At 49.6% G+C, this 19,242-nt stretch carries 21 protein-coding genes; 15 read left to right on the forward strand and 6 right to left on the reverse strand.

The annotated features are described in order from the left end of the window. Positions 1–107: 107 nt before the first annotated feature. The 3 genes from G3255_RS03990 to G3255_RS04000 all read right to left on the reverse strand — a co-directional run bounded on the left by G3255_RS03990 (position 108) and on the right by G3255_RS04000 (position 3,112). Positions 108–1,307, reverse strand: coding sequence for a cytochrome P450 family protein (locus G3255_RS03990; RefSeq protein WP_211653394.1), 1,200 nt, complete (start codon positions 1,305–1,307; stop codon positions 108–110). Between the two features lie 137 nt (positions 1,308–1,444). Further along, positions 1,445–2,257 (reverse strand): alpha/beta fold hydrolase, encoded by an 813-nt coding sequence (locus G3255_RS03995; protein ID WP_211653395.1) that lies wholly within the window; start codon positions 2,255–2,257, stop codon positions 1,445–1,447. A gap of 15 nt (positions 2,258–2,272) precedes the next feature. Beyond that, complete coding sequence (locus G3255_RS04000) at positions 2,273–3,112, reverse strand: DUF4097 family beta strand repeat-containing protein (protein WP_211653396.1); 840 nt, start codon at positions 3,110–3,112, stop codon at positions 2,273–2,275. A 222-nt stretch (positions 3,113–3,334) separates the two neighbouring features. Here G3255_RS04000 and G3255_RS04005 point away from each other — a divergent pair, with 222 nt between their 5' ends. The 4 genes from G3255_RS04005 (at position 3,335) to G3255_RS04020 (ending at position 4,472) form a co-directional block, all read left to right on the forward strand. Continuing rightward, on the forward strand, positions 3,335–3,781 hold the full coding sequence (locus tag G3255_RS04005) for an SRPBCC family protein (RefSeq protein ID WP_211653397.1): 447 nt from the start codon (positions 3,335–3,337) through the stop codon (positions 3,779–3,781). Between the two features lie 80 nt (positions 3,782–3,861). Beyond that, positions 3,862–4,047, forward strand: a complete 186-nt coding sequence (locus G3255_RS04010) for a hypothetical protein (RefSeq protein ID WP_211653398.1) — start codon at positions 3,862–3,864, stop codon at positions 4,045–4,047. Continuing rightward, positions 4,044–4,202, forward strand: coding sequence for a hypothetical protein (locus G3255_RS04015; RefSeq protein ID WP_211653399.1), 159 nt, complete (start codon positions 4,044–4,046; stop codon positions 4,200–4,202). Before G3255_RS04010 ends, G3255_RS04015 begins: the two co-directional genes overlap by 4 nt. Before the next feature lie 96 nt (positions 4,203–4,298). Further along, complete coding sequence (locus G3255_RS04020) at positions 4,299–4,472, forward strand: hypothetical protein (RefSeq protein ID WP_211653400.1); 174 nt, start codon at positions 4,299–4,301, stop codon at positions 4,470–4,472. A 99-nt stretch (positions 4,473–4,571) separates the two neighbouring features. Here G3255_RS04020 and G3255_RS04025 read toward each other — a convergent pair whose 3' ends face one another. Beyond that, positions 4,572–5,273, reverse strand: coding sequence for a FadR/GntR family transcriptional regulator (locus G3255_RS04025; protein ID WP_349291416.1), 702 nt, complete (start codon positions 5,271–5,273; stop codon positions 4,572–4,574). 190 nt (positions 5,274–5,463) lie between these two features. Here G3255_RS04025 and G3255_RS04030 point away from each other — a divergent pair, with 190 nt between their 5' ends. The 3 genes from G3255_RS04030 to G3255_RS04040 all read left to right on the forward strand — a co-directional run bounded on the left by G3255_RS04030 (position 5,464) and on the right by G3255_RS04040 (position 8,316). After that, positions 5,464–6,867: an FAD-binding oxidoreductase gene (locus G3255_RS04030; RefSeq protein ID WP_211653401.1), complete on the forward strand. Its 1,404-nt coding sequence runs from the start codon at positions 5,464–5,466 to the stop codon at positions 6,865–6,867. Beyond that, entirely contained in the window at positions 6,864–7,859 is a 996-nt protein-coding gene (locus tag G3255_RS04035) for a bile acid:sodium symporter family protein (protein WP_211653402.1), read from the forward strand. The genes G3255_RS04030 and G3255_RS04035 overlap by 4 nt, the downstream gene beginning before the upstream one ends. 124 nt (positions 7,860–7,983) lie before the next feature. Beyond that, positions 7,984–8,316 (forward strand): hypothetical protein, encoded by a 333-nt coding sequence (locus G3255_RS04040; RefSeq protein ID WP_101189694.1) that lies wholly within the window; start codon positions 7,984–7,986, stop codon positions 8,314–8,316. Between the two features lie 26 nt (positions 8,317–8,342). Here the strand turns inward: G3255_RS04040 and arr are convergent, their stop codons facing one another. Beyond that, on the reverse strand, positions 8,343–8,759 hold the full coding sequence (arr, locus tag G3255_RS04045; RefSeq protein WP_211653403.1) for an NAD(+)--rifampin ADP-ribosyltransferase: 417 nt from the start codon (positions 8,757–8,759) through the stop codon (positions 8,343–8,345). 360 nt (positions 8,760–9,119) lie between these two features. Between arr and G3255_RS04050 the strand changes: the two genes are divergently transcribed. The 6 genes from G3255_RS04050 (at position 9,120) to G3255_RS04075 (ending at position 14,448) form a co-directional block, all read left to right on the forward strand. Beyond that, positions 9,120–9,668, forward strand: a complete 549-nt coding sequence (locus G3255_RS04050) for an RNA polymerase sigma factor SigX (protein ID WP_211653404.1) — start codon at positions 9,120–9,122, stop codon at positions 9,666–9,668. Next, positions 9,665–10,798, forward strand: a complete 1,134-nt coding sequence (locus G3255_RS04055) for a zf-HC2 domain-containing protein (RefSeq protein WP_211653405.1) — start codon at positions 9,665–9,667, stop codon at positions 10,796–10,798. The genes G3255_RS04050 and G3255_RS04055 overlap by 4 nt, the downstream gene beginning before the upstream one ends. 62 nt (positions 10,799–10,860) lie before the next feature. Next, positions 10,861–11,796, forward strand: coding sequence for an ABC transporter ATP-binding protein (locus G3255_RS04060; RefSeq protein WP_211653406.1), 936 nt, complete (start codon positions 10,861–10,863; stop codon positions 11,794–11,796). Further along, positions 11,780–12,652 carry an ABC transporter permease subunit gene (locus G3255_RS04065; RefSeq protein ID WP_211653407.1) on the forward strand — a complete coding sequence of 291 codons (873 nt, stop codon included), beginning with the start codon at positions 11,780–11,782 and terminating at the stop codon, positions 12,650–12,652. The genes G3255_RS04060 and G3255_RS04065 overlap by 17 nt, the downstream gene beginning before the upstream one ends. 152 nt (positions 12,653–12,804) lie before the next feature. Beyond that, positions 12,805–13,791: an aldo/keto reductase gene (locus G3255_RS04070; protein WP_211653408.1), complete on the forward strand. Its 987-nt coding sequence runs from the start codon at positions 12,805–12,807 to the stop codon at positions 13,789–13,791. Positions 13,792–13,965: 174 nt separating this feature from the next. Further along, a complete protein-coding gene (locus G3255_RS04075; RefSeq protein ID WP_211653409.1) occupies positions 13,966–14,448 on the forward strand; it encodes a hypothetical protein in 483 nt (160 codons plus the stop codon). Positions 14,449–14,525: 77 nt separating this feature from the next. Here the strand turns inward: G3255_RS04075 and G3255_RS04080 are convergent, their stop codons facing one another. Continuing rightward, positions 14,526–15,218: an AIM24 family protein gene (locus tag G3255_RS04080; protein WP_101805334.1), complete on the reverse strand. Its 693-nt coding sequence runs from the start codon at positions 15,216–15,218 to the stop codon at positions 14,526–14,528. 166 nt (positions 15,219–15,384) lie between these two features. On the opposite strand from G3255_RS04080, the gene G3255_RS04085 reads away from it, so the two are divergent. Together G3255_RS04085 and G3255_RS04090 are read left to right on the forward strand one after the other, a co-directional pair. Next, positions 15,385–15,960: a TetR/AcrR family transcriptional regulator gene (locus G3255_RS04085; RefSeq protein WP_211653410.1), complete on the forward strand. Its 576-nt coding sequence runs from the start codon at positions 15,385–15,387 to the stop codon at positions 15,958–15,960. Positions 15,961–16,036: 76 nt separating this feature from the next. Beyond that, complete coding sequence (locus G3255_RS04090; RefSeq protein WP_211653411.1) at positions 16,037–19,186, forward strand: bifunctional cytochrome P450/NADPH--P450 reductase; 3,150 nt, start codon at positions 16,037–16,039, stop codon at positions 19,184–19,186. Positions 19,187–19,242 lie beyond the last annotated feature (56 nt).

A 19,242-nucleotide genomic window follows, 5' to 3' on the forward strand; every position in this document is an offset into this window, starting at 1 on the left:
GAGCTGAAGGTTTTGTCTGATCTTGCTGTTCCTGCTGATCATTTTCAGCACTTCAAAAGGCGATGCCAATGACTCCGAAAAGTCGTCGGCACCGCCTTTTTGCGTAATTATTTCCCGAGTTTCACCGGAAGTTCACGGACGCCCCGGACGATCATGCCTGGACGCCATTCGAGTTCGTTTTCTGGAACAGCCAGCGCCATGCCCGGGAAGCGTTTCAATAGCCCTTCGATTGCGGTATGGCCCTCGAGACGTGCGAGTGGCGCGCCGAGGCAGAAATGGATGCCTTTGCCGAACGCCAAATGCGCACTTTTTTCACGGTGGATGTCAAACAGTTCCGGGTTGTCGAACTGTTCGGGGTCATGGTTCGCCGCGTTCAGCGCAACGATGACCAAATCGCCCCGGTGGATGGTTTTCCCGCCGAATTCCATCTCTTCTGCCGCCCATCTTGAGGTGCTGAACTCGACCGGTCCGTTCAAGCGCAGCGACTCTTCAATAGCTGGTCCGATTAGGTCAGGTTGTACGCATAATTCGTGCTGCTGTTCGGGATGTTTCAGCAGCGTAAGTACGGTGTTGCCGATCAAGTTCACCGTCGTTTCGTGCCCTGCAATAATAAGCAAGGAGACCAGTCCGTACAGCTCTTTTTCCGTCAGCCGGTCGCCTGCTTCCTCTGCTTCGATCAATCGGCTGATCAGATCGTCTCCCGGTTGTTGGCGCACTTTTGCAAACCATTCGCCGAGATAGCGGACAAATTCATTCATATGCTCATAAACGCTAACGCCTGCTTCACCGCTTGTGCCTTCTATGAGTGAGTTTGACCAGGTCCGGAATTTATCGCGATCCTGTGAGGGAACTCCCAAGATTTCGCAAATAACGATGATGGGGAGCGGGAAGGCGAATTCATCGATCAAGTTCACGCTCGATTTGCCTTCGAATCCCTCAAGCAATTCGTCGGTGATTTCCTGGATGCGCGGTTTCATGCTTTCGATCATTTTCAGCGTAAAGGCTTTTTGGGCAAGTCCTCGCAGCCTTTTATGGTCAGGCGGGTCAGAAAATAGCATGTTTTGAGTGAATACGCTCATCTCGTCCATGCTGCTGCCGAACAGCTTCGAAAAATCCTTGATGAAGCGCGGGTCTTTCAGTACAGCTTCCGCATCCGTATAGCGCGTCACGAGCCAACCGAGCTGGCCGTCTGGAAAACGCACCTGATGCACTGGGTCTTCTTCGCGCAGCCGTTCGTAGGCTGGGTAAGGGTTCTTTGTAAATCCAGGGCTGAATAATGTTGTTTCGTCTTTGTCATGCAAATCCATTGAAACGCCTCCTTTTTTATCTATACCCTGAGGCCGATGGTTTTTACTCGTTAATTTTCACATTCCTTCTGTAAAGAAATATGGAAGTGTGTTTTTTTCACTCAGGCTATTTTCCAGTGAAAGGAGTTGTTCCAGTATCATCGTTGTTGAATTTCATCGACAAACCGGGTGATTTCCTGTGCTATTTCTTTTGGGCTTTCCCCGTACAGCATATGGCCGAGCTGCGGAAGGATGCGCAGCTGTGAATTTGCGATGGCAGCAGATAGCTTTTCCTGATCTTCTCTTGATGCGATAAGATCTTCCTCACCTGAAACAATAAGCGCCGGTGCTGTTATTTGTTGGAGAAGGCCGGGGAATTTTTCATTCAATGCAGCTTCACTTGTTTCTTTCCACACACGTGCCGGAACTTTTTGGATTTCATACACCATTTTCTCCAAGAAATCGGCAGGCACGGGATGGTTGAAAAGTCCATTGGTGAATCCCCGGATGAATTCGGGGGTGACGGGATCTGTTAAACGCGACAAAGTGGATTCATGAATGGCGACAATTGCTGGCTGGTTGCCAAGCTCGGAAGGAGAGCCCAGTAGAATGAGCCCAAGTGTCCGCTCGGGATATTTCGCCGCAAAATTCCTGGCGGCAAATCCTCCGCTGGATGCACCCGTGATAAAGGCTTTTTCGATAGCTTTGGCATCCATAAACTGAAGCAAATCTGCTTCGAAGTCTTGTGTTCGATAATCTAAGGCCGGCAAATCGACACCGTCATGCCCTCGCTGTGTATAGGCGAGGGCATGCAGCCGCTTAGGAAAACAAGCGAATAGCAAGTCGAAGGTATAACAAGAGTCTGCGAGCCCGTGCAGGAAAATCAGCGGAATGCCTTGTGGGTCGCCTCGTTCGATATAACTCAGTTTCCTTGTATCCGCCAAGCGCAGCATTTCTGGTTTCAAAGGCATATTCATCCATTCCTTTCACTCGACAGTGATGCTGCCATTATTCGAAGCGAGCTGGATGAGCACCTCGCCATTGCCAAATACGGTTTCTTCATTTTCGCGCCCATACACCTCGATATTGCCGTTGTCGACGCGCGCTTCGATGCGGGCATTCGCCGGTTCCCTGGTCGTGCGGATTTCAATTTGCCCATTATCCGTATCGAAATCGACAGGGAAATCAAGCATCTCGGTCTCCAATTCGATGCGTCCGTTATTCGCTTGTGCTTCCAGGTCGCCTGAAACATCGCTGAATAAGATGCGTCCGTTGGAGGAGCGGGCGCTGATTGCGGCTTCCATGTCTTTCAGTTCAACCCGGCCGTTGTCTGTTTTCGCCTCGACCGTCTCGCTGTCGACTGCCTCTAAAGTGATGCGCCCATTATCTGCTTCAAGCACTACCTCAGCGGTTCTGATGCCGTTCACTTCGATGCTGCCGTTATCGCTATCGGCCGACAGGGAATCAAGCCCACTCACAGGCAGATAAACTTGCAGCGTATAGGAGCGGTTAAAGTCGAAATTGAAAAACGGGGAGCGGTCTTCGACTTCAATTGCCAAGCGGCCGCCTTCAATTTCTGTGTTTAAAGTGAAATTATCGTCATTGCCGGACATGACGACGCGGATCGTTTCGTCTTCACTTGGCATAATGGCTACCCGGGAATTTTCAACGGTAATTTCCACTGCCTCAATATTTTCATCGAAGCTTTGTTCCTCGAGTAGCTCTTGTTGCGCTGGGTCTGAATTGGAGACGGCAAATAAAACGATGCCGAAACCGACTAAGAACAAGCTTGCAATGATGATCAAAATTTTCAAGAAAGTTCCCATGAAATCATCTCCTTTCATTTTGAAATATCCGTAGCTTGGTAACGGAGAGCCGTGTTGCTTCATCACAGATTTGACTAAGTATCATCATTTTACTATAAACATCAGAAAAGTCAGTTTATTTAATTGAAATCATGCTATATTAATGACTATAGGAAGTTCATGGAAGAACAGAACCGCCAAGACGGACCGTCCGGGAATTCTTAGGCAAGGGAGGATGCCGATATGTGGAGCTTAAAAAAGAAAGTTCTCATCGACCGCAGGCTGGGGGAGGTCCACCAATTCGCAACAAACCCGAAGCACTGGTATCAATGGTATGCAGGATTGTCGGAAGCTGAAAACCTGAAAGGAAAAGGAGGAAAAGGCACAAGCATGGACCTGATGTATTTTTTTTTCGGGAGGAGTTTGGAATTGCATGTGCTGGTCGTGGAAAATGCAGTGACGGAAAATGGCTATGTGTGGCGCTGCCTGATTAGCGGCGCTTTTGATGGCAACCAGACGTGGAGGTATGTACCCGTGGAAAATGGCACGGAAGTTCAGTTTGAGATGGAATACGACCTGCCTGGCAGCATTTTCGGGAAAGTGGCCAATACCCTTTACATTAAAAAGTTGATGAACAACTCGATGGAGCAGACATTGCAAAACTTGAAAGATATCAGTGAAAGCGAGTGAACACTCAGCAGTTACGAAGGCCAAGTGGATGATTTTCGGCTTGAAAGACTCGTTCATACTATTTAGAGGAGAGGTGAAGGATGGAGCGAAATCAGAAACGCGATTACTCCCAAATTCCATTTGCTGGCCTGGGTTTGGTCATGGGAACTGCGATTGGCGCAACTTTGGCACTGATTTTAACTGGGGATATTATGTGGGCAGGAGTAGGGACGGGCGTGGGACTGGTTCTCGGGGCAGCGGCCGATAGCATGAAGAAGCGAAGATGAAATCTTTGCCGCCTAATTTGCCGATCAGCGATGCTCTTATGCCGCTGATCGGATTCGAAATTGCCGCTATGGTGTTCAAATCATTCTACTACGTCCAAGAAAAAACAGGAATTGAAGTGGTTGGGGATGCTGATGGAGAAGAGCTGATTAAATAAGGAAAGATGGCTATCTTAGACATTACAGTGCACAAAGGTTATGCTGAACGCAGTTGAGCTGGTCACATGGTCAGCCGAAACGGAAGGATGATCGACATGGCATTTTTGGACAAGCTGAACGCAATGAAAGACAAAGCGATCGAAAAAGGCAAAACCCATTGGGACGAAAATAAAGAAGACTATAAAGAAAAAGCGGCTGGTTATAAAGAGAAAGCCACGGTAATAAAAGAAGATGTAGAGAACAAGTTGAAGGAGAGAAAAGGGAAATAACAAGAGATGCATCTTTTGGATAAGAATGTCGCTTTTAGAATTGAAAAACGCGTGGAGAAACGAATCCGTTTCTCCACGCGTTTTTTGTTTTAAGTGAAGTCATGTCGACCGGTCTAATTCCGAACGGATGCGAGAGATATGCTCGCTCATCAATTGCTTGGCCAATTCGCTATTACCGCTCTCGATCGCCAAATAGATTTCCTCGTGTTCCTTATACGTATCCTGGTGGCGCTCAGCGTTGGTGAAGCGGTGGCGTCGTGTGGCGCGGATATTTTCTTCCAACCGCTTCGCAAGAGTTTCCATCAAGTCGATCAATAATTGATTTTTGGTGGCATTCGCGACTTGCAGATGGAAATCCACGTCAACCTGGACCCCGAGTTCGGGATCGTTCGCGGCCAAAGCCATTTGCCCGAGCACTTCGCGGATCGCCAGCAAGTTCTCTGGTGTCGCCCGCTGTGCTGCGAGCGAGGCGGCTTCAACTTCGAATGCCCGTCTGAGTTCGAGCATATCGTCGATGTATTGAATCTCTGCCGCATCGATGCGCGTGCCGAGTTCATTGCCGAGCATATCGTGCTTGGTCTCAGAGAGAAAACTGCCGCCGCCTTGGCGGATTTCGAGGAAGCCTTTGCTTTCCAGGCCTTTCAACGCTTCGCGAACGGAATTTCGGCTGACGCCGAATAGACTCGCCAAGTCCCGCTCGGAAGGAAGCCGGCCGCCAGGGGGCACATTGTTCTCCAAGCACAGCGTTTGGATCTGTTCGACGACTAATTCATAGGTGCGTTTTTTCGGATTCAATAACACGAAACTCTCTCCCTGTTGACTTGTTTTTATGTTCTCCTTTCATCATACCGAAAGAAATGCAAAATGTCTGAAAATACACATTGAACTTTTCAGATTATTATGTATAATTGGTTTAATTGGTAGGACCAATTTATAAAAACATAAAATATTCCTACTTCACACGTGAATATGCATAAAGGAGCGAAATGAAATGGCAATTCCTCATCAGGAGAAAATTCTGGACAATTTGGCGGATTTTTTGACAGGCGAACAAATCAGCATTAACGAGACGATTAAGGAGTTGCACGGCAGGGATGAATCCTATCACGCCATGCAATTGCCGGACATCGTCGTGTTTCCGGAAACGGCGGAGCAAGTATCGAAAATCATGAAGCTGTCCCAGCAATACGCGATTCCGATCGTCCCGTTCGGTCTTGGCTCGAGCCTTGAAGGCCATGTCATCCCGGAACAGGGCGGCATCACCGTCGACTTTTCCTTGATGAATAAAGTGCTGCATGTCGATGCGGAAGATTTTCTCGTCACTGTCCAGCCCGGTGTCACCAGGACGCAATTGAATAAGGAATTGAAGAAACACGGATTGTTTTTCAGCGTCGACCCCGGAGCGGACGCGACGCTTGGCGGCATGGCGGCGACCAATGCGAGCGGCACGACGTCCGTCAAATACGGCGTCATGCGTGACCAGATACGCGACCTTGAAGTGGTCATGGCAGACGGCACCATTATTCATACCGGCAACAAAGCGGCAAAATCGTCTTCCGGGCTTCATTTAAACGGTTTGTTCGTCGGCTCTGAAGGGACGCTCGGCTGTTTTACGGAAATGACTTTGAAAGTGTACGGCATCCCGGAATTTGTTACGGCGGCTCGCGCTTCATTTCCGAGTGTGAAAGATGCGGTCGAAGCAGTCGTCTCGATCTTGCAAGCCGGCATTCCGATTGCCCGCGTCGAACTTGTCGATGAGCAGTCGATGAGGCAAGTGAATGAGTACAATGATACCGCTTACCTCGAGAAGCCAACTTTGTTCTTAGAGTTCCATGGCAATGAAGCTGGGCTCAAGCAAGACGTGGAGTTTATGGAAGAAATTGTCCAGGGGCATGCCTGCGAAGAAATCACTTTTGAGACCGACACCGCGGCGCGCAATCTATTATGGGAAGCGCGCCATACTTTGGCCTATGCCTATATCCACGGCTATCCCGGCAAAAAGATGATGGTCACGGACGTTTGCCTGCCGATTTCAGAACTCGCAGGCGCAGTCGGCCATGCACGGGAAAACCTCCAAGCGCTCGGGCTTCCGGGCGGCATCGTCGGCCATGTCGGCGACGGCAATTTCCATGCACTCATTATGATGAATATGGAAGACCCTGACGAAGTGGCGCGTGCGCAGGAGTTTAACGGGCGCATCGTCGAGTACGCGCTCGAACGCGGCGGCACTTGCACAGGTGAACACGGAGTCGGGCTCGGCAAGCAGAAATACCAACAGCAAGAACACGGAGCGGCACTTGAGGTCATGGAGAAAATCAAACGGGCGCTGGACCCGAATAATCTATTGAATCCCGGCAAGAACATTAAAGTGGAGACAAAGGAGACGATCAAATGAAAGTATTGCAATCATTAAGTGCCATCGCTGGAAAGTATTTTGCTGTGTGGGTCATCCTGGCTGCCTTGCTGGCGTTTTTCCTGCCTGAGGCGTTTGTCGGGTTCGGCGCTTATATCACGATCCTTCTCGGCGTCGTCATGTTCGGGATGGGATTAACGCTCAAACCGGTGGATTTCAAGATCATCGCCAAAAGCCCGCTGCCGGTATTTGTCGGTGTGGCCGCGCAGTTTCTCGTCATGCCGCTCGCGGCGTTTGCCATCGCGTATGTGTTGAATCTGCCTCCTGAACTTGCGGCAGGTCTCGTGCTGCTCGGCTGTGTGCCGGGCGGGACGGCATCGAACGTCATGGTGTATTTGGCAAAAGGCAATTTGGCTTTGTCGGTCGCTATGACGTCCTTGTCGACTTTGATGGCGCCGATCATGACGCCGCTGCTTTTGCTGTTGCTTGCAGGGCAATGGCTGCCGGTCGACCCTGTCTCGATGTTCACATCCATCATTCAAGTGATCATCCTGCCGATTGCCCTCGGGATCTTAATCCAGCGCATCTTCCCGGCAGCGGTCGCGAAAAGCATCTCGGTCGTGCCGCTCATTTCGGTGGCAGCGATTCTCATCATCGTCTCCGCTGTCACTGCAGCCAATGCGCAAAACGTCATCAGCTCCGGGTTCATCGTTTTCCTTGCGGTGTTCTTGCATAACGGCTTTGGTTTGATGCTCGGTTACGTGATCGCGATGCTTATGGGCCTCAGCGAAACAGACCGCCGCGCGATTTCACTCGAAGTCGGCATGCAGAACTCAGGGCTAGGTGTTGCTTTGGCCACCGCCCACTTCAGCCCGCTCGCAGCGCTGCCAAGCGTATGGGGCGCAATCTGGCACAATATCTCGGGTCCGATCTTAGCGACGATCTGGTCGAAAAAACCAGCTGCAGCGCCTAATAAGGAAAATCCGGAACTCGCCGCGCGGGTCAAACCGGCGGTAGATTCCGGATCCAAATAAGTGAATGCTATGTATGCGAAAACCACCCGTCGTTTGGGTGGTTTTTTGAATGAAGGAGAATAGAGTGCAAGTGGCGAAATTTACCAGATGGAAGATCATTATACGAAAAAGTGAGTGAGACATTGTGGAATTCAAATTGGGAAACGGCACGCTGATGCTGCCGGAGCTGCATATCACGGTGATGGCCATCATCATCATTTATTTACTGGCCAAATGGAGCAAGGAGTTGGAAACGGGCCGCATTAAAATTTTCATCTATTTTCTAGTCGCCGCCTATGTTATGCCGGTTCTTTCTTACAGCACTTTAGAGTACGACTTCCAGCTGTGGATTCCGGCCGGCTTCCTAGTGGTGTTCTTTTATATTTACCGGAAAGAACGATACCATCCCGCTAAAATGAAGGCCAGTGTGCTCGGGCTATTCGTGGCGATATACCAAATCGCCGGCCATATGTTTTAAAGCCCAGGCGGCGTTCTGAAAAGAGTTCAATCAATAATAATTGCTTTGCCTTGTTCACGAAGTGATTTCAGCGAATCGAGCATATGCTGGATTTGCTCCTCGCTGTGGCGTTCCCAAGAAGCGAGTTCAGCGACGATTTTCGGTGGTGATTTGGAGCGGTAGGAGCGTGTCGGGTTCCCGGGAAACCGCTTGTCGGTCAAATTCGGGTCGTTTTCGAATGTGCCTGTCGGTTCGACGATGTAGATCCGTTCCGGCAAATCCCCAGCAGCGAGTTCCGCACCCCATTTGGCTGCTTCGAGTGTGGCGGTGAAATAGATGTAATTGGATTTTTTATCTTGATAATTCGATAAATTCTGCGCTACCAGTAGATTCCCGATTTTCAGTTGTGCCTTTGTTCCATGGAAAAACGGGCCTGGATCCAAGATATCTTTTTTACCATCCATTGAAATCTGCCTCCCCTAGTATTGTTCTTGCAAACAGTATAAGTCAGCGTTCGGTGAAAAAGTAGACTGCAATTATTTTTTTGTTTGTACTATAATAGAAGTAGAGAGACACCAATCAAAACCACCCAAGCCAAGCCCAATTCCTCAGGAACATTTGAGGAGTTGGGCTTTTTAACTGCCGCAGGTATCGATGCTTAAAACAAGGAAACTAAACAGAGAAATTTACGTCAATTGACACAATAGCAATGAAGCAGGATAGAACTCAGCTATATGAAAAACTGCATAAAAAAACTGAAAACTTGTTACAAAATCGGCGATTCCGGTGTCTTTATTATGAAAGCGTTTGAGGGGAGGGGCCGGATGATGGAGGAGGCGGCAAATTTGCCGGAAGTTCCCAGCAATCTGTCTGATGAAGAAGAGTTCCAGGTTTTATTCAAACAGTATTACCCGAAAGTCGTCTGGAAAGTGATGATCATCCTGAAAGACCGGCCCCTTGCAGAAGATGTCGCGCAGGAGGTATTCGTCAAGCTGTATCACGCGGACCGTTCGGCAATTGACAATTTACCGGGCTGGTTGACAAAAGTCGCGGTCAATACCGCTTACAATCAAGTGCGCACCGAAAAACGCCACATGGCCCGGAAACAAAAGCAACAAGCGGAGGAGCGAATATGGCCAAGGTCGGTTGAAGAGGCTTATGTGAAACGCGAGGAGCTGGGGGAAGTCCAGAGAACACTGATGCGTTTATCCGAACAGGATCGGGATTTATTGGTGATGCGGTTTTCAGGCTATAGCTACGAGGAAATTGCAGAAAATAAAGGTTTGGAAAAATCCTCGATAGGCGCGCTGCTGGCACGGGCGAAAAGCCGTTTCAAAAAAATGTATGCAGAGGAAGGGACAGAGAACCAATGACTTGTCATGATATCGGCACCTTACAAGCTTATTTGGATGGTGAGGTCAGTCGCGAGGAGAAAAAAAGAATCATGAAGCACCTGGAAAACTGCGCAATATGTCGTGGAGCCGTTAGTGAGTTGCAGCAGCTTCAAGCTTTTTATGAGAACAAATTGGACTTGGATGGTGAAGACATCGATGTGGCCAGGGCATGGGCGAGATTCGAAGAGAACTTGGAGCAGGGAGACAACCGTAAGTCAGCGGCAGTGAGTGAAACAACAAGCAGAAAGGGATGGAGTCCGTTGAAAACCAAGACCAAACGTTTCATCGTATCCGGCGTTGCAGCCGCCGCCATTTTCAGTTCGCTTGCCATTCCGCAAGTTCAAGTGGGGGCGAATCAATTTCTATCGCTGTTCCGTGTTGATCAATTCGAGATGGTGCAGTTGACACAGGAAGACTTGGAGCAAGTCGAGAGCTGGGTAAGTGAACACAAAGCGGGAGAAATTGATTTGAAAGGCCTAGGCAAGTTAGAACGATCGGTAGTGGATGGGGAGCTGCAGCAATTCCAGACGATTGAATCAGCTGAACAAGCAGGGTATGCCGTTCCGTCGTTCGGTGAATTCGGATTGTCCGTCATTGACGTGATGCCGGCACAGACGATGACGTTTACACTTGATGTCGAAAAAGCGAACCAGTTGCTCACACAGCTTGAAGCTGACGAACAGTTCGAGACGGTGCTGGACGGCAAGCCATTCTCGGTATCGATTGCTGAAACGGTGAAAGCGGATTACTTGTCGAATGGACAGTACATCTCCTATGTGCGTACAGAATCTCCGGAGATCAGTGTTCCAGAAGGCACCTCGATTGATCAGCTGCGTGATACCCTGCTGTCGCTTCCGTTTTTGCCTGATAATGTGAAGACACAGCTCGCGAATATTTCCGATTTTGAAACGACGCTTCCGGTTCCGGTTGTCGATACGGAAGAGGCGAAAGTGAGCGAAGTCGAAGTGAATGGTGCGGAAGGATTCACATTCGTGGGTACAGACGAATCTTCAATCGTTTGGAAACAAGGTGAGCAGCTGCAAATGATCATGGCGGAAACTAAGATGACCGAACAACAATTAATGGAACTGGCTACACAAGTGAAATGAAAAAGGAAGTTCAGGGTGGACCAAGCGCCCTGGACTTTTCATTATGATGATGGAGGGACAGAATGGACGTTATCCGGACCAACTCATTGACTAAAACCTATGATGGAAAAGGCGGTATTTCAGATATTTCTCTGTCGATTGGAGAAGGAACGATTTACGGATTTTTAGGGCCGAATGGCTCCGGGAAAAGTACATTCGTCCGCACGCTTCTCGGTCTATTGAAGCCGACAAGCGGAGAAGGGTTTATCCTCGGTGAACCAATCGGGTCGATCAAATCACGTGAACAAGCAGGTTATTTGCCAGAGTTGTTCCGTTATCCTGACTGGCTGACGGGCAAACAATTGCTTGAGCGCCATGCGGAGTTGTGCAAAATCCCTGTGCGGCAGCGAAAAACACGCATTGAAGAAGTGGTGGAGCTGGTCGGGATGAGCGGCCGGGAAAAGGGCAAGATCGGCGGCTTTTCAAAAGGCATGGCTCAGCGCATCGGCCTGGCTTGTGCGATTCTCAACGATCCGAAAGTCATTTTCCTCGATGAACCAACGTCTGCACTCGATCCGATCGGACGTAAAGATGTGCGTGACCTCATGGTGTATTTGCGGGACCAAGGAAAAACCGTGTTCTTGAACAGCCACTTATTGCATGAAGTGGAGTCGGTGTGCGATAACGTATCGATCATCCACGAAGGCGATATGATCGCCCAAGGGCCTTGGCGAGAATTGATGCAAATCGAAGCGCAAATAGAGATCATAACGGATTATCCAGAAGACATCCCGTGGCCTGCGTTTGTATCGCACTCCCGGAAACTAGGCCAGCATGGAACGAGAACCACATGGAATATCCAGTTCGGTGATGAACTCGATATCCCGCGAATTATCTATTATTTGTCCGAACGCCGCATTTCGGTGTATGAAGTTCGGCAGATTACACCTCATTTGGAAGATGTCTTTTTGCATTGGGTAAACCGGAAAAAGGAGAACAGCTATGTGGGCAATCACTAAAATAACGATACACGAAGTTATTTCAAAGCGAATTTTCCTCTTCACGGTGATTATGACGGTTGTGTTCCTAAGCTTATATGGAACAGCAATCTACTTTGCAGGAAGGGAAACATCAAACATGGGCCCTGGGGTCATGGAAGGTCCGGAAGCGGTTCTGATGCAGCAGTTTGTGGCGTCTCAGATGCTCGGAGCAGGTCTCTATTTTTCATCATTCATCGCATCGCTGCTCGCGATTATGTCGAGCGTCAGTGCGATTTCTGGGGAAGTGGCGAGTCATCAGATTGATACATGGTTGATGCGCCCGATTTCCAGAGCGCAGTTTGTATTGGGAAAATTCGTCGGTTTGACGGTTTTAATGATGGCGTATGTCATTGCATTATTTTTCAGCGTCATTGCCATCCATCAAGGCATCGGAGTCGACTGGCTAGCATTGGACCTTCAACCGATGCAGATGGTTAAAGCGGCTGGGGTATTCGCCATACAGCCCTTTGTACTGATCGCATTCGGGATTTTATTAAGCACGAGAATGACAACCTTGAATGCAGGTATCATTTCCATCGTCCTTTATGGTGCTGCTTTTATCGGCGGTTTTATCGAACAATTCGGCGCGGTACTGGAAAAAACTGCGCTCGTCAACGTCGGCATTATAATGAGCCTTGTCTATCCGGTCGATTCCATTTATCGCAAAATGACCACGCTATTGTTCGTAACAACGGACAGCCCGCTTGCTATTGCACAAGGCGGCCTGTTCACCAGCATCTCAAGTCCGAGCAATTTACTCATCGGCTATGCGGTTTTTTACGGGATTATTGTATTGGCACTTGCGGTTTATAGCTTTAAAAATCGTGATGTATAACTGGAAGTGGAAAAAACCGCATGAGCCTATTTGAGAGGTTCATGCGGTTTTTGTGTTGAACTGTTTTAAGGTTGTTGTTTCTTGTTTAGTCCAGGGGATAGCGGGTAGACAACTGTATGTTCAATACAATTATTTAGAAGAGGTGTCCAATTATGAAAAACGATTTAATCATAAAAAACAAGCTCGGCCTCGGAACAGCGCCGCTTGGCAATATGTTCCGGGACGTGCCGGGAGACGAAGCGATGGCGACCATCGAATCTGCTTGGAATGAGGGGATCCGTTATTTCGATACGGCACCATTTTACGGGGCAGGGCTTGCGGAGCTTCGCCTCGGTGAAATTTTGCCTTCGTACAACCGCGACGAATACTTGCTGAGCTCAAAAGTCGGCCGTATCGTATTAGAGGAAGAAGAGGAAAAAGAAGGCCTGTTTGAATTTGGCCGCAAGAATAAAATCCACACCGATTACACGGAATCGGGCACGCTGCGTTCGATCGAAGACAGCTTGAAGCGGCTGAAAACAGATCGCTTGGATATGGTCTATGTGCACGATATCTCCCCGGACTTTCTTGGCGATGAATGGGTCACGAAATTCGATGAAGCACGAACAGGGGCTTTTAAAGTGCTCGACCGCTTAAGAGACGAAGGCGTCATCAAAGCATGGGGCCTTGGGGTCAATACGACCACGCCGATCGAAGTCGCACTCGAACTGGAAGAAGCACACCCTGATTTGAGCTTGTCTGCGACGCAGTATACGCTGTTGCAGCATGAACGCGCATTAGAGCGCATGATGCCGCTTGCTGAGAAAACAGATGGCGGCCTTGTCATCGGCTCGGCATTCAATTCCGGCGCATTGCTTGGCGGCGATCATTTCGATTATGCAGAAATCACGCCAGAAATCAAACAGCGGGTGGCACGCTTTAATGACGTCGCTCAAAACCACGGCGTACATTTGAAAGATGCAGCTTTGCAATTTTCAACGGCGCATCCAGCAGTAAAAGCGGTCGTCACCGGATCCACACGGCCAGACCGCATCAAGGAAGACTTGGCCGCTATGACAGCGGATATCCCGTCTGCCTTCTGGGACGAACTCGTCGATAAAGGCCTCGTATCTCCGAAAGCCGTATTGCCGAAAAAATGAAAATAGAAATAGAGAACGACAAAAGGTTCCGGTCTGCTAGCCGGAACCTTTTGTTATGGATGAAACATTTATTTTTACTAAAACATTCATTTAGCGATGAATTGCCTTATCTTTAATTTTACAAATTTACCATTTGCTTTAATATGGACTAATGACAAGAACTGGAGGGGTAACATGAAAACTTCGGCTGCCTTATCGACAATGGCATCTTTGCTGATCGCCATCGCCACCTTGGCTGGCTGTGCCAATGTCGAAGAAAGCCCGGAAACTCTCGCGATTGAACACCGCGGGGAATACGAAGGGGTACTCGTTTCAAGCACCTATACTTCGGCCAAAACTGCCGGCTATGAAGAAACGTTCATCGAAGGGCCGGAAAAAGCCGATGAACTGATCGACCGATTGAATGGAGAAGAGCTGATACAAGCGAGTGAAGCGGAACTGCAGGAACGGGCCGATCTGCTCGAGAAGCCCGGCAGCTACCGGATGATGCTTTACAATATGCCGGCAGCTAATCGCATGGACGATCATATGTATTTGATTCACTTCTATAAAGATGGAACGATTCAAGTGGACCAAGAAGGCACCACGTATTTCCTCTATAATCCTCCAGAGGATTTGCTTTCGCAATTGAAACAACAATGGAACATCAGTTTTTAGCACAAAACAAACTGCCCCGCTGTGATTAGGCATTTTCCTAATCGCCGCGGGGCAGTATTTATTAGGTGATATGGGCATTAGCCTTGGGGTGCGTGGTAGATTTCCTCGAACGGCTGAACGACGACGAAGCCATTTCCGGAGAATTTCATCTGTACGGATTCTCCGCTGCCTCTGCCGAAAAAGCTTTTCAACTGCACGTCGGTAACAAAATCAGGTTCCAAATTACCTGACCATGCGACGGTTGCGTTCGGGTCGGTGAACACTGGCGTATCCGGAGTGACGAGCAAGGTGAGCGGCTCGTAATGGGAGGTGAAAGCGACGAGGCCGTGGCCTTCCAGGCGGACATTGAATAATCCGCCCGCCATCATTCCGGCGACGCGGCGCATCAATTTGATGTCCCAATCGAGCCCGTCCTGAAATGCGAGCAAGTCGTTGCCGTTGATGAAGATGCTTTCACCTTCAAGATCTAAAATGGTGATTTTCTTGCCGCTGTCCGCGACGTAGAGTTTGCCTTGGCCGTTCGCTTTCATCAACTGGGCGCCTTCTCCGCTGAGCGCTTTTTTGACGAATTTCCCGAGGCCGTGCTCGAGCATACCTTCGCGCTCGAATTTGATATTGCCTTCATAGGAAATCATCGAGCCCGCTTTGGCCCACACTTGGCCGTTCAAATTCACTTCGAGCAGGCGGTCTGTTTCGAGTTCAAAAAAGTCGCGCGCGCTTTCTTCCTGTTTGGTTTGCTGGACAAATTGCTTGATGGAATACTTCGACATGAATGATTCCTCCTTTAACTGAATACTATGCTATACGGACAGGCGGCAAAATCGTTTCGTTTTAGCGCAATGCACTTTCAGGTTAATCGTTGATTTTCAACAACGGAAGGAGTAAACTGTCGGAGAATGAATGTTCATTCCGCAACAAAAGGAGGAATTTTTCCAGATGCCCACATCCACCACGAAACGAGATGATATTCTCGATAGCGCGCTGACCTTGTTTGCCGAACGCGGCTTTGATGCCACGACGATCCCGATGATCGCGACCGATGCCAAAGTCGGAGCGGGGACAATTTACCGTTATTTCGCCAATAAAGAAATGCTCGTCAATACCTTGTTCCAGCATTATGTCACCTTGTTCAAGGAGGCGCTGGAGAAAGACTATCCTGAGGGAGCGGGCATTCGTGAGCAATTCCATCATTTATTCCAAGGGATGATCCGCTTTACGAACGAGCACGATCATGCTTTGTATTTCATTAAAACCCATACATCCGCTTATTTTCTGGACGCCGAAAGCCGTGAGCAATTCAGCCATTTGCTGATGATCCTCGAAGATTTCTTCGAGGCTGGAAAACAGCAAGGGCAGATCCGTGAACTTCCGTCCAAGGCGCTGATCGCCATTATCTTCGGTGGCTTTTTGCAACTCTATCAATTGATCCGCGTAGGAGAACTTGAAGCCTCGACGGAACTACTGGCAGGAGTCGAGGAAAGCTGCTGGGATGCTGTGCGTCATCATTCGTGATGATGCCAGTTTTTTTCTCTATTTTTAGGAATGAATATTCATTCCGATTTTAATTTTACAGAAGAGGTGCTAATCCATGATTGAAATGAAAAACCTTCCACAACCGAAATCCTACGGCCCGCTTGGCAATTTGCCATTGATCGATAAAGAAAAGCCGGTGCAATCGTTCATGCAGCAAGCGCGTGAACTTGGGCCGATCTATCAATTCCATTTCCCGGGGCGTGCCAGCACGTTTGTATCAAGTGCGGAACTGGCCGCGGAAATCTGTGACGAGACGCGCTTTGATAAAAAGATTGGGCCGGCTCTCCAGAAAGTCCGCGCATTCGGTGGAGATGGCTTGTTCACGAGTGGAACCGAAGAACCGAACTGGAAGAAAGCCCATAATATCCTGTTGCCAAGTTTCAGCCAGCAAGCGATGAAGGGCTATCACGACAAGATGATCGACCTCGCGTCGCAATTGGTGCAGAAATGGGCACGGCTCAATCCAAACGAGGAAATCGATGTGCCGGATGACATGACGCGTTTGACGCTCGATACGATCGGCTTATGCGGATTCAATTACCGCTTCAATAGTTTTTACCGAGAGGATTCCCATCCGTTCATCGAGAAGATGGTGCGGGCGTTGGATGAATCAATGAGCCAAACGCAGCGTCTCGGCATCCAGGACAAGCTAATGGTACGCTCGAAGCAGCAGTTCAAAGAAGACATCGATTATATGTTCAACTTGGTCGACCAATTGATCGCAGAACGTAAACAAGCGGGCGACCAGGGGGAAGATGACTTACTGGGGCATATGCTGAAAGGCAAAGACCCGGAAACCGGCGAATCCTTGGATGATGAGAACATTCGCTTCCAGATCATCACTTTCTTGATCGCGGGGCATGAAACGACGAGCGGTTTATTGTCGTTCGCGATCCAGTACCTATTGAAGCATCCGGATAAATTAGCAAAAGCCTATGCCGAAGTGGACGAAGTGCTCGGCGATGCAACGCCTTCGTTCAAGCAAGTGAAGCAATTGAAATATGTGCGCATGATTTTAAATGAAGCGCTGCGTCTGTGGCCAACCGCGCCAGCATTTTCCGTCTATGCGAAAGAAGATACGACGCTTGCCGGCAAGTACGAGGTCGAAAAAGGCGAAGCATTCACTTTGCTGATTCCGGAACTCCACCGCGACACGAGCGTTTGGGGACAAGATGCCGAAAGTTTCCGGCCGGAACGTTTTGAAGACATCTCGAAAATCCCGCATCATGCATACAAGCCGTTCGGCAACGGACAGCGCGCATGCATCGGGCAGCAATTCGCACTTCACGAAGCGGTGCTCGTGCTCGGCATGGTGCTGCAGCATTTCGAGCTGATCGACCACACCGATTACCAGCTCGAAGTGAAAGAAACTTTGACCTTCAAACCAGACGGATTGACGATGAAAGTGAAACCGAGACGAAAAGTGCAGATGTTCCAGGCGCCAGCAGTTGAAGAGCCAGAACAAGCGCCGGAAGTCGAGCAAGCGATTGACTCGCACGGCACGCCGCTATTGGTACTTTACGGATCCAACCTCGGGACAGCACAAGGCGTTGCCCGGGAGCTCTCGGAAACGGCACGCTTTAAAGGCTTTGATGCGAAAGTTGCCGCAATGGACGATTATGCAGGAAACCTTCCGGCTGAAGGGGCGGTCGTCATCGTATCGGCTTCCTATAACGGCAACCCGCCGGATAATGCCGTGCGTTTTATGGAGTGGCTATCGACTGATAGTGATTTACAAGGCATCACATACAGCGTCTTCGGCTGCGGCGACCGCAACTGGGCAACGACCTATCAGCGCGTGCCGAGCATTATCGATGAACAGCTGTCGGCGAATGGTGCATCCCAGCTTATCGAACGCGGCGAAGGCGATGCCAGCGAGGACTTCGACGGCGAGCTTGAGAAATGGCAGCAATCCTTGTGGCCGGCACTCGCGGAACAGTTCGGGCTCGATCTGGAAACAAACGCGCAAGCCAGCAATCAATTGTCGATGGAATTCATCAGCGGCGTCAGCCACACACCGGTCGCTCGAGCATACGATGCCTTCACGGCAGTAGTTGCCGGCAATGAGGAGCTATTGAAGACACAGGAACGCAGCACCCGCCATATCGAGATCCAATTGCCTGAAGGGGCAGTGTATCAAGAAGGCGACCACCTCGGTGTGTTGCCGGAGAACTCTGTTGGGCTCGTGGAACGAGTGTTGAACCGCTTTGGCTTGAAAGGGGAAGACCATGTAGTCCTTGAAGGAAGTTCTGGGCGGTCCGATCATTTACCGACAGGGCACCCGGTCCAGCTCGCGCAACTGCTCACAAGCTATGTGGAATTGCAGGAACCCGCAACGCGCGCGCAACTCCGTGAACTCGCGAAAAGCAATCCGTGCCCGCCGCATAAACAAGAGCTTGAAGGATTGGTGGAAGACGAAACGTATAAACGCGAAGTGCTCGCGAAGCGGTTGACGATGCTTGAATTGCTCGAGCGCTTTATGTCTTGCGAAATGGAGTTCGAGAACTTCTTGGCTTTATTGCCCGCATTGAAAGCCCGCTACTACTCGATCTCCAGTTCGCCGCGTGTCTCATCCAGCAAAGCGAGCATCACGGTCAGCGTCGTAAAAGGTGCGGCTTGGAGCGGAATGGGTGAATACGAAGGCGTCGCCTCCAATTATTTGGCGAAGCGCGATGCGGAAGATAAAATCGCATGCTTTATACGGACGCCTCAAACTGCTTTCCAATTGCCGGAAAACCCGGAAACGCCGCTCGTCATGGTCGGCCCAGGAACCGGCATCGCACCGTTCCGTGGCTTTATCCAAGCACGAAATATGTTGAAAGAACAAGGGTCCCAACTCGGCGTAGCGCAGCTGTATTTCGGCTGCCGCCATGCACAAGAGGATTTCTTATATGAAGAAGAATTGAAGCAAGCCGAGCAGCTTGGCTTGATCGAGTTGCACAGCGCCTTCTCGAGACAACAGCAAGAGAAAGTCTATGTGCAGCATTTGATGGAACAGAACGCACAGGAAATTCTCGGGCTGTTGGAACAGGGGGGACATTTGTATATTTGCGGTGATGGCGGCAAGATGGCACCAGCCGTGGAGCAAAGCTTGGTCCGCAGCTATCAGGAGTTGCGAAACGCGACGCATGAACAAGCGTTGGTGTGGCTCGGGGAACTTGAACAATCCGGCCGTTTTGCGAAAGACGTTTGGTCGGCTTCGTAAAAGGTGGAATAATGACCAGCTTGTAAAAAAACAGTAACTGAAATAGAGCCCAAGGG

Source organism: Planococcus sp. MSAK28401 (assembly GCF_018283455.1).
GTDB classification, from domain to species: domain Bacteria; phylum Bacillota; class Bacilli; order Bacillales_A; family Planococcaceae; genus Planococcus; species Planococcus alpniumensis.

Bases quoted from the DNA above. Each gene is read 5' to 3' on its own strand.
- G3255_RS03995 (WP_211653395.1), bottom strand. From the start codon at position 2,257: ATGCCTTTGAAACCAGAAATGCTGCGCTTGGCGGATACAAGGAAACTG.
- G3255_RS04070 (WP_211653408.1), top strand. From the start codon at position 12,805: ATGAAAAACGATTTAATCATAAAAAACAAGCTCGGCCTCGGAACAGCG.
- G3255_RS04020 (WP_211653400.1), top strand. From the start codon at position 4,299: ATGGCATTTTTGGACAAGCTGAACGCAATGAAAGACAAAGCGATCGAA.
- G3255_RS04080 (WP_101805334.1), bottom strand. From the start codon at position 15,218: ATGTCGAAGTATTCCATCAAGCAATTTGTCCAGCAAACCAAACAGGAA.
- G3255_RS04050 (WP_211653404.1), top strand. From the start codon at position 9,120: ATGATGGAGGAGGCGGCAAATTTGCCGGAAGTTCCCAGCAATCTGTCT.
- G3255_RS04015 (WP_211653399.1), top strand. From the start codon at position 4,044: ATGAAATCTTTGCCGCCTAATTTGCCGATCAGCGATGCTCTTATGCCG.
- G3255_RS04060 (WP_211653406.1), top strand. From the start codon at position 10,861: ATGGACGTTATCCGGACCAACTCATTGACTAAAACCTATGATGGAAAA.
- G3255_RS04000 (WP_211653396.1), bottom strand. From the start codon at position 3,112: ATGGGAACTTTCTTGAAAATTTTGATCATCATTGCAAGCTTGTTCTTA.
- G3255_RS04075 (WP_211653409.1), top strand. From the start codon at position 13,966: ATGAAAACTTCGGCTGCCTTATCGACAATGGCATCTTTGCTGATCGCC.
- G3255_RS04005 (WP_211653397.1), top strand. From the start codon at position 3,335: ATGTGGAGCTTAAAAAAGAAAGTTCTCATCGACCGCAGGCTGGGGGAG.
- arr (WP_211653403.1), bottom strand. From the start codon at position 8,759: ATGGATGGTAAAAAAGATATCTTGGATCCAGGCCCGTTTTTCCATGGA.
- G3255_RS04010 (WP_211653398.1), top strand. From the start codon at position 3,862: ATGGAGCGAAATCAGAAACGCGATTACTCCCAAATTCCATTTGCTGGC.
- G3255_RS04055 (WP_211653405.1), top strand. From the start codon at position 9,665: ATGACTTGTCATGATATCGGCACCTTACAAGCTTATTTGGATGGTGAG.
- G3255_RS04090 (WP_211653411.1), top strand. From the start codon at position 16,037: ATGATTGAAATGAAAAACCTTCCACAACCGAAATCCTACGGCCCGCTT.
- G3255_RS04085 (WP_211653410.1), top strand. From the start codon at position 15,385: ATGCCCACATCCACCACGAAACGAGATGATATTCTCGATAGCGCGCTG.
- G3255_RS04030 (WP_211653401.1), top strand. From the start codon at position 5,464: ATGGCAATTCCTCATCAGGAGAAAATTCTGGACAATTTGGCGGATTTT.
- G3255_RS03990 (WP_211653394.1), bottom strand. From the start codon at position 1,307: ATGGATTTGCATGACAAAGACGAAACAACATTATTCAGCCCTGGATTT.
- G3255_RS04065 (WP_211653407.1), top strand. From the start codon at position 11,780: ATGTGGGCAATCACTAAAATAACGATACACGAAGTTATTTCAAAGCGA.
- G3255_RS04035 (WP_211653402.1), top strand. From the start codon at position 6,864: ATGAAAGTATTGCAATCATTAAGTGCCATCGCTGGAAAGTATTTTGCT.